The sequence below is a fragment of the Effusibacillus lacus genome, assembly GCF_002335525.1.
Lineage (GTDB): Bacteria > Bacillota > Bacilli > Tumebacillales > Effusibacillaceae > Effusibacillus > Effusibacillus lacus.
In genome coordinates, this window is record NZ_BDUF01000076.1 from 82,991 (window position 1) to 102,192 (window position 19,202).

General features: G+C 50.7%; 17 protein-coding genes and 1 riboswitch. Of the genes, 7 read left to right on the top strand and 10 right to left on the bottom strand.

All coding sequences use genetic code 11. The features are described from left to right. Positions 1-101: 101 nt before the first annotated feature. Positions 102-282: riboswitch (cobalamin riboswitch) on the top strand. From EFBL_RS20350 to EFBL_RS14255, 3 genes are all read left to right on the top strand, one after another. Continuing rightward, on the top strand, positions 241-456 hold the full coding sequence (locus EFBL_RS20350; protein ID WP_149029965.1) for a hypothetical protein: 216 nt from the start codon (positions 241-243) through the stop codon (positions 454-456). Its footprint overlaps the riboswitch before it by 42 nt. A gap of 235 nt (positions 457-691) precedes the next feature. Then, a complete protein-coding gene (cobK, locus tag EFBL_RS14250) occupies positions 692-1,486 on the top strand; it encodes a precorrin-6A reductase (RefSeq protein WP_096182758.1) in 795 nt (264 codons plus the stop codon). Next, positions 1,458-2,093, top strand: coding sequence for a cob(I)yrinic acid a,c-diamide adenosyltransferase (locus EFBL_RS14255; RefSeq protein ID WP_096182759.1), 636 nt, complete (start codon positions 1,458-1,460; stop codon positions 2,091-2,093). Before cobK ends, EFBL_RS14255 begins: the two co-directional genes overlap by 29 nt. A gap of 459 nt (positions 2,094-2,552) precedes the next feature. Here the strand turns inward: EFBL_RS14255 and EFBL_RS14260 are convergent, their stop codons facing one another. Further along, positions 2,553-2,744: a hypothetical protein gene (locus tag EFBL_RS14260; protein WP_096182760.1), complete on the bottom strand. Its 192-nt coding sequence runs from the start codon at positions 2,742-2,744 to the stop codon at positions 2,553-2,555. A gap of 445 nt (positions 2,745-3,189) precedes the next feature. Between EFBL_RS14260 and EFBL_RS21925 the strand changes: the two genes are divergently transcribed. After that, the gene (locus tag EFBL_RS21925) at positions 3,190-3,273 is read left to right on the top strand and encodes a putative holin-like toxin (protein WP_369690106.1); all 84 of its coding nucleotides are present in this window, start codon (positions 3,190-3,192) and stop codon (positions 3,271-3,273) included. 214 nt (positions 3,274-3,487) lie between these two features. On the opposite strand, the gene EFBL_RS14270 is transcribed toward EFBL_RS21925, so the two are convergent. From EFBL_RS14270 to EFBL_RS14300, 7 genes are all read right to left on the bottom strand, one after another. Beyond that, the gene (locus EFBL_RS14270; RefSeq protein ID WP_096182762.1) at positions 3,488-4,990 is read right to left on the bottom strand and encodes an SLC13 family permease; all 1,503 of its coding nucleotides are present in this window, start codon (positions 4,988-4,990) and stop codon (positions 3,488-3,490) included. A 253-nt stretch (positions 4,991-5,243) separates the two neighbouring features. Then, positions 5,244-8,858 (bottom strand): AAA family ATPase, encoded by a 3,615-nt coding sequence (locus EFBL_RS14275; RefSeq protein ID WP_096182763.1) that lies wholly within the window; start codon positions 8,856-8,858, stop codon positions 5,244-5,246. Further along, on the bottom strand, positions 8,855-10,114 hold the full coding sequence (locus EFBL_RS14280) for an exonuclease SbcCD subunit D (protein WP_096182764.1): 1,260 nt from the start codon (positions 10,112-10,114) through the stop codon (positions 8,855-8,857). The genes EFBL_RS14275 and EFBL_RS14280 overlap by 4 nt, the downstream gene beginning before the upstream one ends. Positions 10,115-10,218: 104 nt before the next feature. Further along, positions 10,219-11,592 carry a glycosyl hydrolase family 18 protein gene (locus EFBL_RS14285; protein ID WP_096182765.1) on the bottom strand — a complete coding sequence of 458 codons (1,374 nt, stop codon included), beginning with the start codon at positions 11,590-11,592 and terminating at the stop codon, positions 10,219-10,221. Positions 11,593-11,719: 127 nt separating this feature from the next. Continuing rightward, positions 11,720-12,031 (bottom strand): hypothetical protein, encoded by a 312-nt coding sequence (locus EFBL_RS14290; protein WP_131927674.1) that lies wholly within the window; start codon positions 12,029-12,031, stop codon positions 11,720-11,722. A 135-nt stretch (positions 12,032-12,166) separates the two neighbouring features. Beyond that, positions 12,167-14,245, bottom strand: coding sequence for a TRAP transporter permease (locus tag EFBL_RS14295; RefSeq protein WP_231705813.1), 2,079 nt, complete (start codon positions 14,243-14,245; stop codon positions 12,167-12,169). A gap of 42 nt (positions 14,246-14,287) precedes the next feature. Beyond that, complete coding sequence (locus EFBL_RS14300) at positions 14,288-15,328, bottom strand: TAXI family TRAP transporter solute-binding subunit (RefSeq protein WP_096182767.1); 1,041 nt, start codon at positions 15,326-15,328, stop codon at positions 14,288-14,290. Between the two features lie 141 nt (positions 15,329-15,469). On the opposite strand from EFBL_RS14300, the gene EFBL_RS14305 reads away from it, so the two are divergent. The 3 genes from EFBL_RS14305 to EFBL_RS21365 all read left to right on the top strand — a co-directional run bounded on the left by EFBL_RS14305 (position 15,470) and on the right by EFBL_RS21365 (position 18,101). After that, positions 15,470-16,828: an aspartate aminotransferase family protein gene (locus EFBL_RS14305; RefSeq protein WP_096182768.1), complete on the top strand. Its 1,359-nt coding sequence runs from the start codon at positions 15,470-15,472 to the stop codon at positions 16,826-16,828. A 32-nt stretch (positions 16,829-16,860) separates the two neighbouring features. Further along, positions 16,861-17,727, top strand: a complete 867-nt coding sequence (locus tag EFBL_RS14310) for a MurR/RpiR family transcriptional regulator (protein ID WP_096182769.1) — start codon at positions 16,861-16,863, stop codon at positions 17,725-17,727. Positions 17,728-18,017: 290 nt separating this feature from the next. Next, positions 18,018-18,101, top strand: a complete 84-nt coding sequence (locus EFBL_RS21365) for a putative holin-like toxin (RefSeq protein ID WP_269432707.1) — start codon at positions 18,018-18,020, stop codon at positions 18,099-18,101. A gap of 458 nt (positions 18,102-18,559) precedes the next feature. Here EFBL_RS21365 and EFBL_RS21370 read toward each other — a convergent pair whose 3' ends face one another. Continuing rightward, the gene (locus EFBL_RS21370) at positions 18,560-19,087 is read right to left on the bottom strand and encodes a DEAD/DEAH box helicase (RefSeq protein WP_424955031.1); all 528 of its coding nucleotides are present in this window, start codon (positions 19,085-19,087) and stop codon (positions 18,560-18,562) included. After that, positions 19,065-19,202, bottom strand: a 138-nt coding sequence (locus tag EFBL_RS22100) for a TOTE conflict system archaeo-eukaryotic primase domain-containing protein (RefSeq protein WP_439952286.1), incomplete at its 5' end; no start/stop codon positions are given. The genes EFBL_RS22100 and EFBL_RS21370, both read right to left, overlap by 23 nt.

The window sequence follows — 19,202 nt, forward strand, 5'->3', positions numbered from 1 at the left end:
GCACCTGGACGAGGACATATGTTATTGTTTATGAGTTGCAGGAATTGTATATTCGAATCAAGAATACATGTTTTCAGGAAAGTTTGTCCATACCCAAATTTGATATTTGACAGGGAACAGGTCCCAAGATGATTTGGGCGAAGAGGGAAGTTTGGTGCAAATCCAACGCGGTCCCGCCACTGTATAGAGGAGTCCTGTATCAGATCCACTGGGCATATGCTTGGGAAGGGGTACAGGGTGATGATTCGAAGCCAGGAGACCTGCCTGTTCCAACGACACCGTTATGGCACAGCATGGCATGGCTATGCCGCACCTACGGGAGATGGGGAGGTGTCACGCGAAGCGGTCCTGATGGGTCTGCCCCATTCGGCCGCAGCAGGACTTCTTGTGCGTCTGTCCCCTCTCGAACAGAGGGGATTTTGTTTTGTTGGACCGCCTGATAGCACGATCCATTAATAAGACTGATTTTCAGGCTTATTCCCTTGGAATCGGTTTTACCCCTAGAAATAGAACTGTTTTTCAGTCCTATACTGGTTTTTTGTTTGCGGACCACGAGAATCCCCCGAATAGGGATGGAAATCAGTCCTATTATTAAGGTTTCAATCAATAAAACAATAATAGGACTGACAATTAGTCCTATCCGCACAACAATTAACATTATGTAAACTTTAAACAATTTGGAGGGACTGTGATGATCCTCTTTCTGGCGGGAACCAGTGACGCCCGCGAACTTGCCATAGAGCTTCAAGCAAAAGGATACAGACTGCTTGTATCCGTCGTGACGGAATCGGCAGCCGAATCCCTGAAAAGTGCGGGGCTGGACGTGTCCGTAGGCCGAAAAACATCGGAAGAGATGGCGGAAATCATCCGTCGGAACCAAATCTCTGCCATTGTGGACGCCAGCCATCCGTTTGCCGAAATCGCTTCGCAAAACGCCATGGAAGCTGCCAACAGTGCCGGAATTCCCTATTATCGATACGAACGTCCCGGCAGCATCCTGTCTGACCACCCGCTGATTACCTATGTACGGGATTACCGGGAAGCGGCAGAGGTTGCCCTTGAGCGGAAAGGGACGATTTTTCTCACTACAGGTTCCAAGACGCTGCACATCTTTGCGGAGGTCTTGAACGGGGTTGAAGGCATCCGCATGATCGCCCGGATGCTGCCCAACGAAGAAAATATGCGCAAATGTGCAGAACTGGGAATCCCCCAGAAGAACATCGTGGCAATGCAAGGCCCTTTCTCTGAAGAGTTGAATCAGGCCTTCTACCGCCATTACGGCGTCAGTACCGTCATTACCAAGGAATCGGGGGCGGAAGGTTCCGTGCAGGAGAAGGTAAAAGCGGCGCTGGACAACAATGTGCAAGTAATCGTCATCTGCCGTCCGGGTATTGATTACGGCAGAGTCTATGAGTCTTCGACGGAATTGATCGAAGCACTTGAGGAGGTAAAGCGGGATGAGCATCTATACACGCAGCGGGGATGAGGGAATCACAGCACTGGTCGGGGATCGCCGCAGCAAGGACGACCTGCGGGTGGACGCCTATGGAACGGTGGATGAAGCCAATTCCTTCGTCGGGGATGCTCTTTCGCTGTTGGAGGAATGGCCGGTCGATTTGGCAGATATGGTGGAAATGCTGAACGATGTCCAGCAGGAATTGTTTGATGTGGGCAGCGACCTGGCGACTGTCGGTGAAGTGCGTCCTTACAAAGTGACAGGTGAAATGGTGGACCGGTTGGAACCATTGATTGACCACTACATGAACCAAGCCTTACCGGTAAAAAAATTCATTGTGCCAGGCGGATCCCGACCTGCTTCCAAGCTGCACATCTGCCGCACGGTAACCCGCAGAGCGGAACGGCGCGTGGTGGCCCTGGCCAAAGTGGAACCGATCAATCCCCAGTGCTTGCGTTATCTCAACCGGCTGTCCGACTTGTTCTTCGCGATGGCCCGTGCCGCCAACGCCCGCTGCGGTCGTTCGGATCGGGAATATGTACGATCCCGGAACGTGTTCCGGCATGCGATGGGGAGTAACAGACAAAACGATAACGGTCACAATGAGGCCAAAGACAGTCAGAACCAAGACCAGTGACGCTGCTGCCTTGTATATGAGGCAAATAGTGGATTTTCGATCCCTTATCTTGATGTAGTGAATATCCGTTTGATCAATAGTGGATTCTCGATCCGTTATTAAAGCCTGACTATCTGATGCAGAGTACGAAATAGGCAGATAGATACTTCATAATCCGTTAATTGAAAAATCCGCCTTTGATTTTAAAAAATTAGTACCTGCAAGTCCGTTATTCAGTTATCTAAATGTATCCTGCTTTGTAATCGTTGTGAGCCTTCAGTCAAGTGCAAGGATGTAATGGAATAAGGGGAAATAGGTAACCGCAGGTGCATGAACACCTGCGGTTTATCTAAACTTATTTGGGCTTTGAAACAATTAGCAGGAATACCGTAACCTCTCACGGTTTATCCACTTCAGGTATGACTCCAACCTAATCCAGACTGTAATCAAATTTGTGGACTATCGTTCCCCTTATATATTTTAGTTATCTCTTTTTTCTTGCAGTTCAATAAGACGTTGAAGTTTTTCAAGGATCATTTCATCGTGCCGTGTTTTGGTTCTCATAAAATCAATCGCACGAAACAGAAAGTAAACCAGAATGACAATCAGAGCCAGTGGCAATAACCAAAGAAGCATCATGAGTAGACCCGGAATACCAAAACTTGAAAACATATTACTCCTCCTTCTACTGTTGAATGATGGACCAAAACACAGTCGCAACCAAGAATACCACAGCCAGCATCCCAAACAATCGAATTGACACTCTCTTTTTTCGGGGTATCTGGTTAATTCGCTTGGCAGTTTGAAAACCATGTACAACATCGAAATGTCTTATTGCATCATTAAACGGCTCCCGGTTTTCCACACCCACTGAGTTAGTGATTGGTTGCGATTCACTCAGATTTTTGTTTTTATTCTCCATTGTTGCCACTCTCTTTCCTTTGCTCGAATAAAGAATTTCTTTATCACTTCAACCCCCTGGTAGAAAAAGCCAAATCCAATCAACATAGAACATCAGTTCGCTTTTATGGCAAAATTATGCTATACTTGACCTTGTACAATAGAATAGGCTCCTCAAGGGTGGTCGGCTCATCCCCTAATGAGAGGGGGTGATGCCATGACAGTTTATGAGGCGATCTCTCTGATGATTGCTTTCGGATCGTTGATCACGCTGCTGCTGTCGGAAAAGAAAAAGAAATAGACCGCCCTTGAGCTGACAACTCCGCAGTCTATTCCACATAACCTCGAGCCGACCCCATGAGGGGCAGCTATTGTACTTGACCGTAGGTGTTCCCGCACCTACGGTTACTTTTATTATACGCAATCTTATAAACTTCTATGTCTGTAGTTTACCATAGACAGCCTAAAAATCAAATCATCGGTGTTTGAGAGAGAGGAGCAGGGGCTGTTCTCTTTTATAACAACCCGACCCATTGCCAGTAGGTGACCGACATGAGGAGAATCAGCAGATACCCGACGATCGTCAAGGGAATGCCTGACTTGATAAAATCCTTGGTAGTGAAGGTTTCGGTTCCGTATGCCAGCATATTTTGCGGAGCGTTCACCGGCAGCAGGAATCCAAAACTGATGACAAACTGTTGAATCAATACCAAGCCGGGTCCGTTGATGTCCGGGCGATCCATTCCCTGGACAAGAGCGATGACAACCGGAATCAATACGGCCGCCAAACTGGTTGCACTTGCAAACCCCAGGTGCACCAGGATGTTAAAGGCCGACAGTACAGCTACAATCGCCAACACCGACAAAGTGGTAAGTCCGACAGACTCAAACAGTGCGTTGGCTAACCACGTAGCTGCTTTCGTCTTCAGCAGAACGGAGCCGAGTGAGATGCCCACAGCAAAGAGGATCACCGTGCCCCAAGGGATGTCTTTCTCTGCCTGCTTCCAGGTAAATACGCCGATATACGGGGTCAACATGACTGCAACTGCAATCAACGTTGCGGTGGTGCTGTCCAACGGATGCAGAATGTTCTCGGTCGCCCACAGGAAAAGCAGGGATACCGCTATGATCATCAATCTCCACTGCTTGCCGTCCAACGGTCCCAGTTCCTCCAGTTGTTTCTTTACCATTTCCTGTCCGTTCGGAATCGACTTCATTTCAGGCGGGATCACCTTAAGCATTACAAAGTAAAGAACAACCGACATAAGGATGGCCCACGGTGCTGCGTAGAGAAACCATTGGCCCCATGTGACGGTGCTTTTGAACGCTTTTTCCATAAAGCCGATCGCTACCATGTTTTGGGCGGCAGCCGTTTTCACCCCGATATTCCAGATCGAGGCGGCTTGTGCGGATGCGATGACCAGCAAGGCCGCGAAGCGGCTGTTTTTTGGCAGACCGAACGCGGCCACCATTCCGAGGATGATCGGCAGAATCGCGCCGACACGGGCTGTGGTGCTCGGAACAAAGAAGGATAGAACAACGGCTACCAGAATCGCGCCAAACAGTATGCTTCTGGTGCCCGAGCCAACCTTGGACAAAATATAGAGGGCAATTCGTTTGTCAAGACCCGTTTCCTGCATCGCGGCTGCCAGGAACAGCGCACCGGCCACCAGTGCCACCGCCGAGTTGCTGAACCCCGACAAAGCCAGGTTCAAAGCCTCTTTGGTGCCCATCAGCGTTCCGGGTTTGTCGACAGAAGGGCTCAGGCCCAGCAACAAAGTGGTTAAAGCCACAACCAACGTGGCGCTCACCGGGTACGTCACCGCTTCTGAGATCCAAAGGATCACAGCAAAGGCCAATACAGCAAGAGCTCTCTGACCCGCCACAGGCAAACCGGCGGGGGCCGGAAGCATAAGAACAATCAGCATCGCCAAAGTCGCTGCCACCAGCCAAATCCATTTCGTTTCTTTCTTGGGTGTGGTTTCTGGTTTGGTAGAAAGTGCGCTCTCTGCAGTCATTTTGAGTCACCTTCCTTTGAAGTAAATTCCAAATAGAGGAAAGCAAATAGTAGCTTATACTTTAATTTTATTTTTCTATGAAAAAACACCCTATCCGGGAATTCCCTTAGTTTTTGTGAAAAAAACCCTTATAAACCAGATTTTGTGAATAATATGTGAATGGTGAGAAATAAAAAAACGGACGTGCCGGGCACGTCCTGAATACTCATTGCTTATAGAAACTTCTTTATCACTTCAAACCCCAGGTAGATCTCTACATCCGCTCGACCCGCACGCGGGTGCCGCGGCCGGCGGGTTGGGCCGGTTCCACCACCAGGCGCCGGTGCAGGCGCTGCTGCAGTTCCGACACATGGCTGATGATGCCGATGGTCATGTTCTCCAGCTGAAGCTGTTCCAAAGTTGACATTACAACCTCAAGCAGTTCCGGATCCAGGGTGCCGAATCCCTCATCCAGAAAGAAAAACTCCAGCGGATATTTGCCCCGCAGCTGAATTTGGGAAGATAAAGACAACGCCAGTGCCAAGGAAGTCAGAAACGTTTCCCCGCCGGAAAGCGAAGTGACGGGACGTTTGACGCCTCCATTGGAGTCATCCCGCATCAGGAAGCCCCCATCTTCCGCCACCTCCAGAGCATAGCGGTTCCGGGTCAATTTCTTGAGCCGGTCGGAAGCCTGCCGTGCCACAATCTCCAACTGCTCCTGCGCAAGGAACTCGACAAACCGGTCCCCCTTCAAGATCTCCTTCAGCCGCCCCAGATACCCAAACTGTTTGGCCAATGCGGCTCTTTGCTCCTCCAACTCGTTCCAACGGACGTGCTTGGCAAGCAACTCCTGAAGCTGAAGGCTGGCAGCCCCCAATGCCAGCGTCGCATTCTGCTTATCCTGTTCGGCATCCGCCAATTCCTGTTGAATATGCAGCCATTCTTCTTCGGTGAGGGTTTGCCCCGCCAAATTCCGTTCCAGTTTCCCTTTTTCGTCTGACAAGGTTTTTCCCTGTTCAATATGTTCCTGGACGCGCTTTTCGTACTCGTCCGTCTCCTGCGGAGAAAGCTTCGCGTCCTTCGCTTCGCCCGCCGTTGTGAAGTTCTCCTCCAGCAATCTTGCCTGCAATTCCTTCTCTGCCACCGTCATCTGGCTGATGAGTTCGTCATACCGGGCAATGGCATGTGTAAGTAGGCGTTCCGCTTCTTGCAGACGGTCGGATTTTTCCTTGTAGTTCTGTTCTGTCTTCTTCTCGGTTTCCTGCAGTTGGGCCAGCTCGTCCAGAACCTGTTGCTGAAGTTCTTTGGCGGGAACACCGTTTGTGATCCGATGCCAGGCCTGTTGTTTCTGAAAAAGGGCCTCTCTGCTTTCCGCAAGTTGGGTGGTCATTCCGGCAAGTTCCACATTGAGACGGTTGATGGTGGTTTGTGTTTCGGCAATTGTTTTCCCCAACCGGTCCAGATCGGTTTGCAGTTCTTTCCGCCTTAGCTGTGCGTTCCTGACAAGAACGTCCTTTGTTTGCAGTTCGATTGCCGCATCTTCCGCCCTGTCAACTCCAATGGCGGCCAGTGCTTTCTGCAAAGCCTCCTTTGCCTTGTCCAGATCTTTCTCTTTCATGCTCAAGGCTTGGCGGGCCGCATCGGCTTCTTTTTCCGCAGTTGCCACTTTATGCCCGCCCACGGCCACGTTAGATTTCAAGTTGGCCTGTTCTTCTTTCAGTCGCTGGATGGCTGCTTCCGTCAGCCGGACCTGTTCGTTCCAACTCGCCCATTCGGAACGCTTGGAGGCAAGTTCATTTTGCCATTCTTCAATCTCTGCCAAATACTGCTGACCGCTAATGTTCAGTCTGTCCTTCTGCAGTCGAAGGTTTAACTCCCCACGGAGTCCTCTGATTTCCTCCAATCGCGCGGTGGTGGCCTGGTTGAGATCGTTGATTTGCGAAAGGATGAAACTGTGGTTCAAATCGATGGCCGTTACTTCCGCTTTCAAATTCTGGATCTGCTCTTCCGCCGCCTGAATGGCCCGCTGCAATTGTTCCATTTCTGCCGAGTCCCGCTCTGCAAGTTCCGTGGTGGAAACAGGATGAGGATGGTCATGGGACCCGCACACCGGACAGGGTTCCCCCTCACGCAAATCCGCTGCCAAAGCATGGGCCATCACCCTCTTATTTTGCATCACGCTTTGTTGGTATTGGTGACGGAGCGAGTCCAATTGCGCCTGAGCTTGCTGCAGATCATCCGCTTTTGCCTGCCGGACAGCTGCCAGATTCTGAATGTCCCGTTCCAGACCGGACATTTTTTCCGAGTCCCGCTGACTCTCCGCTTCCAGCCGGGACAGTTGCTCCGCTTTGGTCTTACACTCCAGCAGCCGGATTTCCTGCTCGGACAAGGACTCTTGTGCAGCAGGCGGATGTTCCTGCATCCGGGCGAGCTTCTCTTGAGATACGGTTACCTCAGTTTCTTTGGACTGCAGGTTGGCGGTTTCCGTTTCCAACCGGGCGATGGCATCCTTCCATTCCCCGTTTCGGCGCTGCCACTCCTTCTCCGCTTCACTGAAATCCTTGAACGCCAGATTGTAGGCCTCCTGTTTGCTCAGGGCTTCCTGGACCGCCGCTCTGTATTCGGGCGTCACGTCGTTCTGTTCCATGACTGCTTGCTGCTGCAGCAGTTCCTCTGCAAGCGTCTGCTGCCGATCCGTCAACGCCTGAACGGTCGATTGCAGGTCAGCATGTTCCCCGGTCTTGTCTGCGTGTTGCTGTTCGAGCTCCTGCATTTTGTGATTTAAAGTTTCGATCTCGGTTTCCAGGGCAGCGGCTGCATCAAGCTGCGTTTGCAGCTTAATCAGTTCCGGTTGTCTTGTTTCCCGCAACTGTTTGGATTGGTTGTATCGCTCAAAGGCAGAGCCGGTTTCCAAACGCAAGGTTTCGATAGTGGATTGCAGGGCGTTTTTTTCATGGAGGCGGGTTTGTTCCTCCGATTGCAACTGCTCAACCCTTTGGACAAAAGGCAGCACCTTGTCCGCTCTGCGGGACATTTCCAGTCTGTCTTTCAATCCCTCGATGTCTGGGCCGGCAAGGGCATGTTGTTCCAGTTTCCGATTGGTTTCCTGCAGGAGTCTCTGCCACTCCAGGACTTGTTTGGCTGCGTCGTGCTTGGTTTGTACCGCCGCCAGTTGGTTCTTGGCTTCCTCTTCCTTCCGGATGGCAGCCGTATGCAACTGTTCCGCCTGTTTGACAGCCTCCCGGGAACAGTCCCCCATGCCGGTTTGCTCCGCCGTTACTTCCTTAAGTTTTTGTTCCGTCGTTAAATGGCGCTCGTTCAGCCGTTTGGTCAAATTCACGCCATACCGTTCCAGGGCAAACAGCCGCTGCAGCATGTCCCGCCTGTTCTTGCCGTCCAGATGCAGAAACTGGTCAAACTCCCCCTGCGGCAGGACGACCGCCTTTGTGAAGTCCTCCGGTTTCAGACCGAGGATTTCCTGAATTCGCTGCGAGACCTCGCCGTCCTTGTCGGCCAACACGGCAAGCGGTTCGTCATTGGCATCCAATTCGTACAGACGGCTGTACTTATTTTTCACACTAATATCGGTGTTCCGGACATATCGTCTGTCAACCCGGAAAGTCCGCCGATGGGCGCCCGTGCCGATTTGAAATTGAAAGGAGACTTCCAGGCTGTTTGCCGAATGATTCAGGATGCCTTGCGTCCGGTTCTTGGCCCGGCCAACGGTACCGTAGAGAGCAAGCGTGAGGGCGTCCAGAATGGTGGATTTGCCGCTACCAGTCGGGCCGAAAATGCCAAACACGCCTGCGTCGGTCAATTCGTCAAAGCGAATCGTCTGCTTCTCCCGAAAGCTGTGAAGCCCCTCAATGGATAATAGAACCGGCTTCATCCGGCCATCTCCTCGCTTTCCACAGATTCCTCTTCCTCCACCACGTCAGCGGTCAGTTCCAGAAACAGCCTGACCAGTTCCGGTTCCGGTGTAGCACCGTTGGTTTGCCGCTCATAGAACCGGATAAACATCTCCTCATCCGACAGGTTCTTTACTTCTGCAGCAGACAGCGTCTGGTTGAGATCGGGAAAAACGGGCCGGATGTTGACGAATCCTTCATGCATGGCACGCAGCAATTGGATGTCCTCCATGGTCAGGGCGGTCTCCACATGGACCGTCAAATCGATCCAGGCCAGCGGGTCTCTGCCTTCCTCAACCCATTGTTGAACCTGGCGGATTCCCCCTTCGGCGGTCCATTTGACCAGAGGTTTGCCGGAAGAAAGCGGAATCTCCCGGATCTGTGCCGGTATGCCCGGTGTGGCTTCGATCAGGACGACCGACTTCTTGTGGTTGCATTCCGAGAAACTGTAGGCCAGCGGCGACCCGGAATAACGGGTGGGCACGGGCGAGGCGGAGACTCCCTGCGGCCGGTGCAGATGGCCAAGGGCAACATACTGGGCTATCTCCGGAAAGCTGCCGGGGTCCACCGAATAGGCACCGCCCACCTGAATCTGATGCTCCGATTCGGACATTTGCCCGCCCTGCACATACAGGTGGCTCATGGCCAGATTGACCGTGTCCCGCCGGTAATGAGAGGTCAATTTTTCAAATATGTAAGCGATCTGTGCATTGTACTCCTTCCGCAGTTCGGCGTCTTCAGTACTTCGGGTCAGAAGTTCCCGTAACCTGGATTCGGATGGATACGGCAATGCAGCTATAACCGCGTGATGATCAACCCCTGGGATGCGGAGTTTCAACCAGGAAGGTCCGGCTTCAACTACCTGTACCCGGTTCCGGGATGGGCCTGGTGCCCAAACGATCTCATCGTGTGGTCTTCCAATCAGAATGATGCCATTGCGGTGGGCCAGCGGAGACGCAGCCACCAGACGGTCCGGGTTGTCATGATTGCCAGCTATCACGACAACGCCCCTCCGCCCATTCGCCGACAACCGGTCCACCGCGTAATAAAACAAATCCTCCGCAGCGGCACTCGGATTGGCCGTCTGGTAAACATCCCCCGCCATTAACACCAGATCGACAGCTTCCTGCTCGCAGATCTCGCATAGCTCCTCAACAAATTGCGCCTGCTCAGGCAGGCGGTCCCGTCCCTCCAGCGTTTTGCCAAAATGCCAGTCGGCCGTGTGCAAGATTCTCATTGCAGATCCCCCTTTGCATCCCCCTGGACTTCAGCCCATTGTACCATCAGTCTATCACCTAGTATGACAGATTCTGTCAGGGAACGGGAGTGGCCGGCTCAGCTTCAGATCACACTTTTTCTGACAACAAACTCCGTGGCAAGCATTCTCCAAACAGCAGGATCCTCCATCCCCAAGCGCCAGAGTGCCAGGCCCCGGATCCCCAACCGATTCGCCAAATTCAACTTCGCTCGAATACTGGCCGCATTTTCGAACCAGACCTCATGTTTATTTCCCGCAGCATCCGTATAGCGAAACATCGGGGTTTGCGTTGCCTGGTCAAAAATTACTTCTTGCCCATACCTTCTCGCAAGATTCATCGCCATCGAATAGGTGACATACGTATTTTTTCCGGTGGTTAAATTGAAATCAAACCCAAACACGGAAACGGCAGCCGTAATCTTGCTGGCGGGCATTTTGGTCAGGGCATAGCGGATCACTCTTTCCATCCACCCGATGGAAACCACCGGTCCGGGTCCGCTTCCCGGCCAGCCATGTTCATTATAGAGCATCGCCACAAATTCATTCGCCGCTTCCCCAATGACCGCATAATCGAAGGGAGCTGAAAAGGGGTTGGTAGGCTGGTCCGAAGTTCGTGAAGGAGTGCTGACGGCAAAATAATAGCCTCGATTTCGTAACTCACGGCCTAACTCCCGATAGAAAGCGGAAAGCAGAAACCGATCCTCATAATTCACATCCTCAAAATCGATATGGATCCCATCAAATCCGTACGTCTGAATCAGACCCAGCAAACTGTTAATGAACCTTCTGCGGGTGGTTGCGGTAGCGAGCATGCCATGAATGACCTGTTTGTTGACCCCTTGCTGTCCCCGTTCATAAAGAAGGTTGTGCACCACAGGCAGCATTTTGATATTATGCCGGTGTCCAAACCGCACCAAATCTCTCATGTACTCATCGGTAAAGGTAAAAAACTTTTCTGCCCGGGTGGGATTTTCCCTGTCAATTCGAAAATGGAACAATCCAATATCCGAAATCTGGGCCGTATGTTGAACAAAGTCCTGATAGGAACTCGGGAGTCCGGGTCCCTCTTCCTCCGTATAAAAACCTAAAATCTCCAGAACGGGCCGTTCACCGCCATGAGGAACCATGGTGACGAGCCTTCTGGTGATCCACCCATTCCGCCCGTTATACAATCGGACCTGCACCCATTCCCCTTGACTTCCCACAACCGGGAGACGTGCCCCCCGATCCATCTGTGCCATAACCCTTGCTCGCGTGGAAGCATAGCTTCTGACATTGGCAACATCCACATTCACAATGACTTCCGTATAAACTGGAATCCGTAACCTTTGGCCGACACTGAGGGCAGTGGTGGGTAACCGGTTCAGGATTTGAATGGCTTCCACTGTCGTATTAAATCTTCTTGCAATTTCATATAAGGAATCGCCCGCCCGGACAACATAGATTGGGTCTGGCATACTGGTTCTCCTTTCCGAATCGATTTCACCTCTTTCAAGGTATTCATCGTGCTTTTCCTATGCGACTGCCCAAACAAAAAAACGTTCCCGCCCGAGCAGGGGAACGTTTTGAAAAGAGCCATCCTGATTAAGTCCAATATCTGTATCCTGGGAACAGCGGTACATATACAAGTTGTCCGGGTACATATACGACAGGCGACATCCGATAGACGGGCGGTCCGTAAAATACGGGGGAGCCTGGCACATAGCCAAACGGTCTCGGTACAAAGCTTGGGGGTTCAGGATTACGGTCGGCGGTTTCAGATGCCTCCTCCAGTTCGGGCGATTCCGATGCGGGTTCAGGCTCCAATAATTCGGGAGCCAGTTCATGGGGTTCCGCCATTTGTTGAGGCTTTCCGGGCATGTAAGATTCAGTCTGATCAGGGTTCCCGTTGAACAAGAACATGTCACTCCTTTCTGGGATTCAGTATGAAAAGAAGCCTATTCATAATACGTTTGGGAGACATGTCACGTTATGGGCGAAAGCCTATTATTTGCTGTACTGTGGATCAAAGCCTTGCACCGCATGGGAAGATTACAGCTTGCTGTTGATCACACTGCTTTTCAAACCCGCCACCCTTCGTTTTTGCAATCCATAGATAGCGAGCAAAATCGCCAACCCGGCCAGATCTGTCACGATCCCCGGATCCACAAGCGACAAGCCGGCTCCGAAACTGACGATTCTTTCAAATTTCGTGGAGTCTGTAATAAAGTAGCCGAACAGGCCGGAACTGATCCCGACCATGCCCACTATCGCCGTGAGAATGGCCCACAGCGAAGCGGTGAAAGTTGTGTCGACCATCACCAACTCTGGTGAGAGGACAAAGATATAGGGAACCAGAAAGGCGGCGACTCCGATTTTTGTTGCAAGCACCCCTGTCCGGAACGGGTTGGCGTTCGCCAGCCCCGCGCCGGCATAAGCGGCCAAAGCAACGGGCGGGGTGATATCCGCAACGATCCCGAAGTAGAAAACGAACAGATGGGCAGCGATTGGCGGGACTCCAAATTCGGCCAGGGCAGGAGCCGCCATGGTTGCGGTTATGACATAGTTTGCGGTTGTGGGCAACCCCATTCCCAGAATCAGGCTGGTGATCATCGTGAAAAACATTGTGGGCAGAAGATATCCGTTGGCTAATGCTATGATTCCGCCCGCCGCCTTGAGTCCCAATCCGGTCAAAGTCACGACGCCCACGATGATCCCCGCTGCGGCACATGCTCCGATCACTCCCAGCGCGGTCCGTGCCCCTTCTTCCAACGTATCCAGAAGAGCCTTGATTCCCAAACGTGTCTCCTTTTTAAGGAAACTTACCAAATAGGCGGCTGCAATTCCCAACAGAGCCGCTTTCATCGGTGATTGACCGATTCCCAGAATTCCTACTATGAGGATCAGGGGGATAAGCAGATACCCCTTTTTCAATATCAATTCCTTTAAATCCGGCAGCTGGTCTTTCGGCAGCCCGAGAATCCCCAAGCGTTTCGATTCGAAATGCACCGCAAAATAGATGCCCGCAAAATAAAGCAAAGCCGGAATCAATGCGGCCAGTGCAATCTGGCTGTAAGGGAGGTCTGTAAACTCGATCATCAGGAAAGCGGCTGCTCCCATTACAGGCGGCATGATTTGGCCGCCGGTTGAAGAGGAAGCTTCCACGGCTGCCGCAAACTCGGGCGTATATCCTGTCTTTTTCATTAAAGGAATCGTAAAAATACCCGATCCCACAGTGTTGGCAACAGAGCTTCCCGAAACGGTGCCTTGCATGGCGCTTGAAACAACGGCGGCTTTGGCCGGACCTCCCACCAATCCTCCGGTTAAGGCAAAAGCCAGATCGTTAAAGTATTGGCCGATCCCCGTACGGTTCAGGACCACGCCGAAAAACAAGAATAAAAAGATAAAGGTTGCCGATACCGCAATCGGGATTCCCAATATCCCTTCCGTACTCAAATAAGAGTGGGACAGAATCCTTTCCACGCTAAACCCTCTATGCGCCAAGAACCCCGGCATATAAGATCCTGCATAAGCATAGACAAGCGCGACGGATGCAACGACGACAATCGGCAGCCCCACCACTCTTTTGGCTGCTTCCAGCACCAGACATACAGCCAGTGTGGCAACCGATAAGTCCATGTCGCTATAGTCACCGGTTCGACCGATGATCTCCTGAAAGAATACAACTTGATAAAACCCTGCGGCAACCCCCAGCAAAGCCAGAAACAAATCTGGCCAGGGGATTGGGTCTTGCTTTTTATTCAGCCATTGACTGACCAGGCGGAGAATCAAAAAGCTTGCGGCCGATACCGCAACAGGAAGCGACAGTTTGCCTGAGGCATAGAGCAGAAGGTCTGCCGCCAAAAACAAGCAGAAAAAGAGCAGACTGTTTCTGAACCCGTTCTTTTTGCCGGATGTTTTATCCGGAAACAGAAGAAAAATCAGGCCCAGCCCCAATCCCAGATGAAATCCCCGATGCTGCTGCGATGGGAGGGTTCCAAACATCGCCGTATACAATTGGAACAAAGTCAGGGTGATCGCCAGAAAACTCACTACAACTTTCCATTTCCCCAATTTTTTGCGAAAAGAATATTCAATATCGTATTTCTCCAGCAGCTTTTGTTCGTTCACGACCGAGCACCCCCCGAAACGATGATTATGCGGTGGCTTATATCACTTCATTCCCTTTTCTTTATAGAACTTCTCGGCTCCCGAATGCAGCGGAACCGTGATTCCGCTCAGCGCTTTTTCCAGACTGATCTGTTTTCCGATTGCGTATCCTTTTGCGATTTCATCTTTCTGTTCATACATCGTCTTCGTGATCTGATACACAATATCTTCCGGCAAATCTTCGCGGGCATAAAGGACTGCTTGCATGGAAACCGTGCGAACGTCTTCACTCTGCCCTTTATACGTGTTGGCAGGTATTACGTAATCGGTATAGAACGGATGGTTCCTTTTCAGTGTCTCAAGACCTTGTCCGGTGACAGGCAGAATCCGAACGTCTTTTGAAGTCGCAATGTCCTCAATGTTGGCTGCCGGAACGCTGAGAATCGCAAATGCGGCATCAAGGTTTCCGTCTTTCAGTTTTGTTGCAGCGTCCGTAAAGGTATCTTGGAAGACTTTCAATTCGCTTAGTTTGATGCCATATGCTTCAAGAATCTGTTCCGCCGCCACCGCCGTTCCACTCCCCGCAGGCCCCGTTGAAACACGTTTGCCTTTCAAATCTTCGAGGCTCTTGATGGAACTGTTTTTCGGCGTTACGATCTGAATCACTTCCGGATAAATGACGCCGACGGCACGGAAATTTTTTATCGGTTTGGTGAAAGCGCCTTTCCCGTTATAAGCATCGTGAGCAATGCTGTTGATCGCCATTGCCAACTCCGTTTCCTTATTCCCCAAAAGCTTCATGTTTTCCACAGAAGCTCCTGTCGATTGAACCGTCACATGCAATTCGTTGATGCGCTGATTCCATACATTCGCGATCGCCCCGCCCAGCGGATAATAGGTTCCGCCCGTACCTCCGGTGGCAAACAGATACTCTTTGGCGCCCGTTTTGTTGCCTGTATCTTGTCCTTGCTTACTGGGATCTTTACTTGCGGGATCAATTTTAGGCCCACACCCCGCTGCAAATGTTGCGACCATCAGCAATCCTGCAACCAACCATCCACTGATGGTTCTTACTCGACCGGCCCTCTTTTTGTTGATCTGCATTTCATACACCCCTTTTCCTTTTTTGATCCTTCCAAGTTCCCGGTGTCTATGTCAGATTTTTTAAACAGTTTATGAAAATATAATTGCACAAATCGAAAATTAATGCAATAATAATTTCACAACATTCTGGAGGTGCTGTCGGTGAATCTTTCTTCCTTACAGGCTCAATACAGTGCAAAAAGGACTAAGTCCGCCTCTTTTTTTAAAGAGGCGGACTCCGTGATTGCGGGTGGTGTCAATGGAAACCTCAGGTTTTTTCAGCCGTTTCCGATGACTTTTCAAAAAGCATACGGCGCTTGGCTGGTGGATCTCGACGGCAATCATTACGTGGATTATCTACTGTCATACGGATCCTTGCTTTTGGGTCACGGGCACTCCGTCGTTCGGCAAGCGTTGGAACAGGTTTGGGAAGACCAGGGTACAAGCAGTTTTGGAGCCACACACCCTTTAGAGCTGGAGATGTCGAAAGAGATCAAAGAGTTGTATCCCGGTTTTGAACGGCTGCGTTTTACGAATTCCGGTTTGGAGGCCACTCTGTTCGCTTTGCGGCTTGCTTTGGCTTTTACCGGGAAGACGCATATCGCAAAATTTGAAGGCCATTACCACGGAAGCCACGATCACGTGCTGGTCAGTGTGAATCCGGAACTAAACCAGGCAGGAAGTCCGGAAACCCCGCAAGCAGTACCGGAATCTTACGGAATCCCGGACTATTATCTTCAACACACCATCATTCTGCCTTTTAACGACTGGCCTGCCTGCGAACGGATCTTGACCAGCATGAAAGAGCGAATCGGGGCCGTTATCCTTGAACCTATGCAGGCAGGATATATTGCTGCCGACCCGAGATTTGTCGTGAACTTGCGCGATTTGACGGAGAAGCTTGGAATGGTGCTGATTTTTGATGAAGTGAAAACCGGGTTCCGTGTATCATTAGGCGGAGCCCAGGCGTTTTACGGGGTACAGCCGGACTTAACAGCACTTGGAAAAGTCGTGGGAGGCGGTTTCCCAATCGGTGTCGTAGGCGGGAAGCAAGAAATTCTGGATATGTGCTCCCCTGGCCGCTCACCCAAAAGGGAAGAAGTGGTATTCCACAGCGGAACGTTCAATGGAAATCCGGTTTCCCTGGCGGCAGGTCTGGCAACCATTCGTTATTTGAAACAACCGGGAAAATTTGAAAGTATCGTGAACCGTACCAACGAATTGCGAAAGGGCATCGAATCCCTTGCCCAAAGTTTCGAAGTTCCGATAAGAACCATTGGAGCAGGGACAATTTTTAATGTGTTGGCCATAGAAGGGGACGTAAGCAATTACCGCGACCTGAGCCGAAACCGTAAAGATTGGCGTTTGGCTTTGGACTATTTGTTGATGGATAATGGAGTTTATTCGAAACCGTTAAACCGGTTCTCCATGTCGGACGCCCATGGGCCGAAGGAAATACAGGCGACTCTGGAAGCGTTTGAAAAAAGTTTTGCGGCATTCAAGGCCACCGTCCATGTATAATAGAAGATAAGAAAATCCCGGAGTGATGTTCTTTGGAACAAGGACCTACGATTCTGCAGAAAATTACTCAATTGTATCCTGAAATGAGCCACTCGCAGCAAATGATTGCGGATGTAATCCTGCAAGATCCCGAAACAGCCGCTTTTTACAATGTGGGTGAGATGGCCAGGCAAGCAAATGTAAGCGATTCCACTGTTACCCGGTTTGCCGCATTTATTGGCTGTTCCGGTTTTCCGGCCCTCTCACGGGAATTGCAGGAACTGGTCAGGTCCCGCCTCACGACGGGGGAACGGTTTCAGCTGTCGCGAACGTTGGATAACGATGAACAACGGATGGTCATGCAGTTTTTTGAAGATGATGTGCAAAATATAATGATGATGAGGGAACGGATCGATCTTGGGGTTTTTGAAAGAACTATAGACAGTCTCGTATCCGCCCGCCGCGTTGGGATTGTATGTTCGCGCAGTACGGTGTCCCTGGGATTGTTCTTCGAGTTCTATCTGAATCTGTTAAATAAAGAGGTGACCCTTTTTACGGGGGAACCCCGAACCCTGGATTTGCTGAACCGGTTTGGCCCTGAGGATGTAATCGTCGGGATCGGCTTTGCCCGATACTCCCGGCTGACAGTCGATTGTTTGCAATTTGCCCGAAAAAAAGGGGTTCAAATTGTTGCGATCACGGATTATCCCTCTTCTCCTCTGACCGGTTTGGCCCATGAGGTTCTGTTTACTCCGACAGGAATTGCTTCCCATATGGATTCATTTGCCGCTCCGTTGTCATTGGTCACCGCACTGTTGCGTGTAATGGCACACCGGGCACCCGAGCAGGTATCCAGTTCCCTTCACGTGCTGGAAGATGTGTGGACAGACTTTGGAATCTATGTGACACGCAAGAAATAGAGGCAGATGTGTAAACAGAACAAACCACCCCCGTCCCAATTTGGCGGCAGGGGTGGTTTGTTGCTGTTATTGACTACTGAAATTATGCCAACATTCGAGCAAGCAACACAGCCTGTTTAAAGGGTTACAGAGGAAACGGAAATTGGTGCGGGTGTCCCTGTCGAATTTTTTCCTGGGCATACCAGAACACCAGTTCGTTATCATCAGAAAATATGCTATACTGACCTTGTGCAATAGAATAGGCTCCTCAAGGGTGGTCGGCTCATCCCCTAATGAAAGGGGGTGATGCCATGACAGTTTATGAGGCGATCTCACTGATGATTTCTTTTGGTGCACTGGTCGCGTTAATACTGTCGGGAAAGAAAAAAAGATAGACCGCCCTTGAGCCCACAACTCAGCGGTTCTATCCCACATGCTTGAGCCGGCCCCAGGAGGGGCAGCTATTGTACATCGGCCGTAGGTGTTCCCGCACCTGCGGTCACTTTTATTATATGCAATCTTATGAAACTTGTATGCCTGTAGTTTACCATAGATGGCCTAAAAATCAAATTCCCCGTTGAAAGCTACTGCTTTATGATCAACACACCTCATCGATTTCATAATCCTGCGAATCGTCACTGTCGCCCGTTATGCAAGTGAAACAACCGTCCCAACCAACAAAAGAACTGCCGATTGCCCAAATCGGTTGGCCGCAATGGATGCATCTCGCATCGGATTTTTTACTCTTAACGGAATTTTTAAGAGAAGACAGAACGAGTTTCTTGTCAGCAGAAGGATTGCTTTTCATGTACTTGGCAACAAATTTTTCAATTGATATTGGAACCACCACAATCTATCCTTTCGTTTCCGTTTGATACCCCATATCCCGGTATCCCTGCAAACGTTTTTCATACATCCTCTTCAACACGGGGATGTGAGGATCAACATAATCATAGATCCTGACTACGCGCTTGTTACTGTGCAAACGGTGTAACCGTCCGGCATATTGCTGCAAAGTGCCTTTCCAGGAGATCGGTATGACGAGGAATAGGGGGTCCAGCCGGGGATCGTCAAACCCTTCTCCGATGAATCGTCCGGTGGCAATCAGAACGCGTTCCTCCCCTTCCGGAATACTCAGCAGTTTGTCAGCAACCTGTTGGCGCTGTTTGTTCCCCATGCCACCTCGGAGCACAATCACTTTTTTGGCAAAACCTTTCAATCGATTTGCAAAGTACTCCACATGTGCAGTTCGTTCTGTTAACAGCAAGGGAGATCGGCCTTCGTCCAAAGCTTTCAGAAGATCGTCAAATATTAAAGTATTCCGATTCTCATCCAAAGTCTGCCTCCCCTTCAGATGATCAAAAATCACCTGATCCGTCACCGGCAAAAAAAATGCGATGTTCGCATTCCGAACATTTGATTTTCGGTTTCTTGCAAACCGCTTTGTTCCACTCATTGGCACACGCCGGGGAGTAACCGGATTTTCCGTTCTTGCT

Excerpts from the sequence above, each read along its gene's own strand:
- EFBL_RS14260 (WP_096182760.1), bottom strand. The coding sequence starts at position 2,744 with ATGTTTTCAAGTTTTGGTATTCCGGGTCTACTCATGATGCTTCTTTGG.
- EFBL_RS21925 (WP_369690106.1), top strand. The coding sequence starts at position 3,190 with ATGACAGTTTATGAGGCGATCTCTCTGATGATTGCTTTCGGATCGTTG.
- EFBL_RS14300 (WP_096182767.1), bottom strand. The coding sequence starts at position 15,328 with ATGCAGATCAACAAAAAGAGGGCCGGTCGAGTAAGAACCATCAGTGGA.
- EFBL_RS14270 (WP_096182762.1), bottom strand. The coding sequence starts at position 4,990 with ATGACTGCAGAGAGCGCACTTTCTACCAAACCAGAAACCACACCCAAG.
- EFBL_RS14285 (WP_096182765.1), bottom strand. The coding sequence starts at position 11,592 with ATGCCAGACCCAATCTATGTTGTCCGGGCGGGCGATTCCTTATATGAA.
- EFBL_RS14275 (WP_096182763.1), bottom strand. The coding sequence starts at position 8,858 with ATGAAGCCGGTTCTATTATCCATTGAGGGGCTTCACAGCTTTCGGGAG.
- EFBL_RS14255 (WP_096182759.1), top strand. The coding sequence starts at position 1,458 with ATGAGCATCTATACACGCAGCGGGGATGAGGGAATCACAGCACTGGTC.
- EFBL_RS14280 (WP_096182764.1), bottom strand. The coding sequence starts at position 10,114 with ATGAGAATCTTGCACACGGCCGACTGGCATTTTGGCAAAACGCTGGAG.
- EFBL_RS20350 (WP_149029965.1), top strand. The coding sequence starts at position 241 with ATGATTCGAAGCCAGGAGACCTGCCTGTTCCAACGACACCGTTATGGC.
- cobK (WP_096182758.1), top strand. The coding sequence starts at position 692 with ATGATCCTCTTTCTGGCGGGAACCAGTGACGCCCGCGAACTTGCCATA.
- EFBL_RS21365 (WP_269432707.1), top strand. The coding sequence starts at position 18,018 with ATGACAGTTTATGAGGCGATCTCACTGATGATTTCTTTTGGTGCACTG.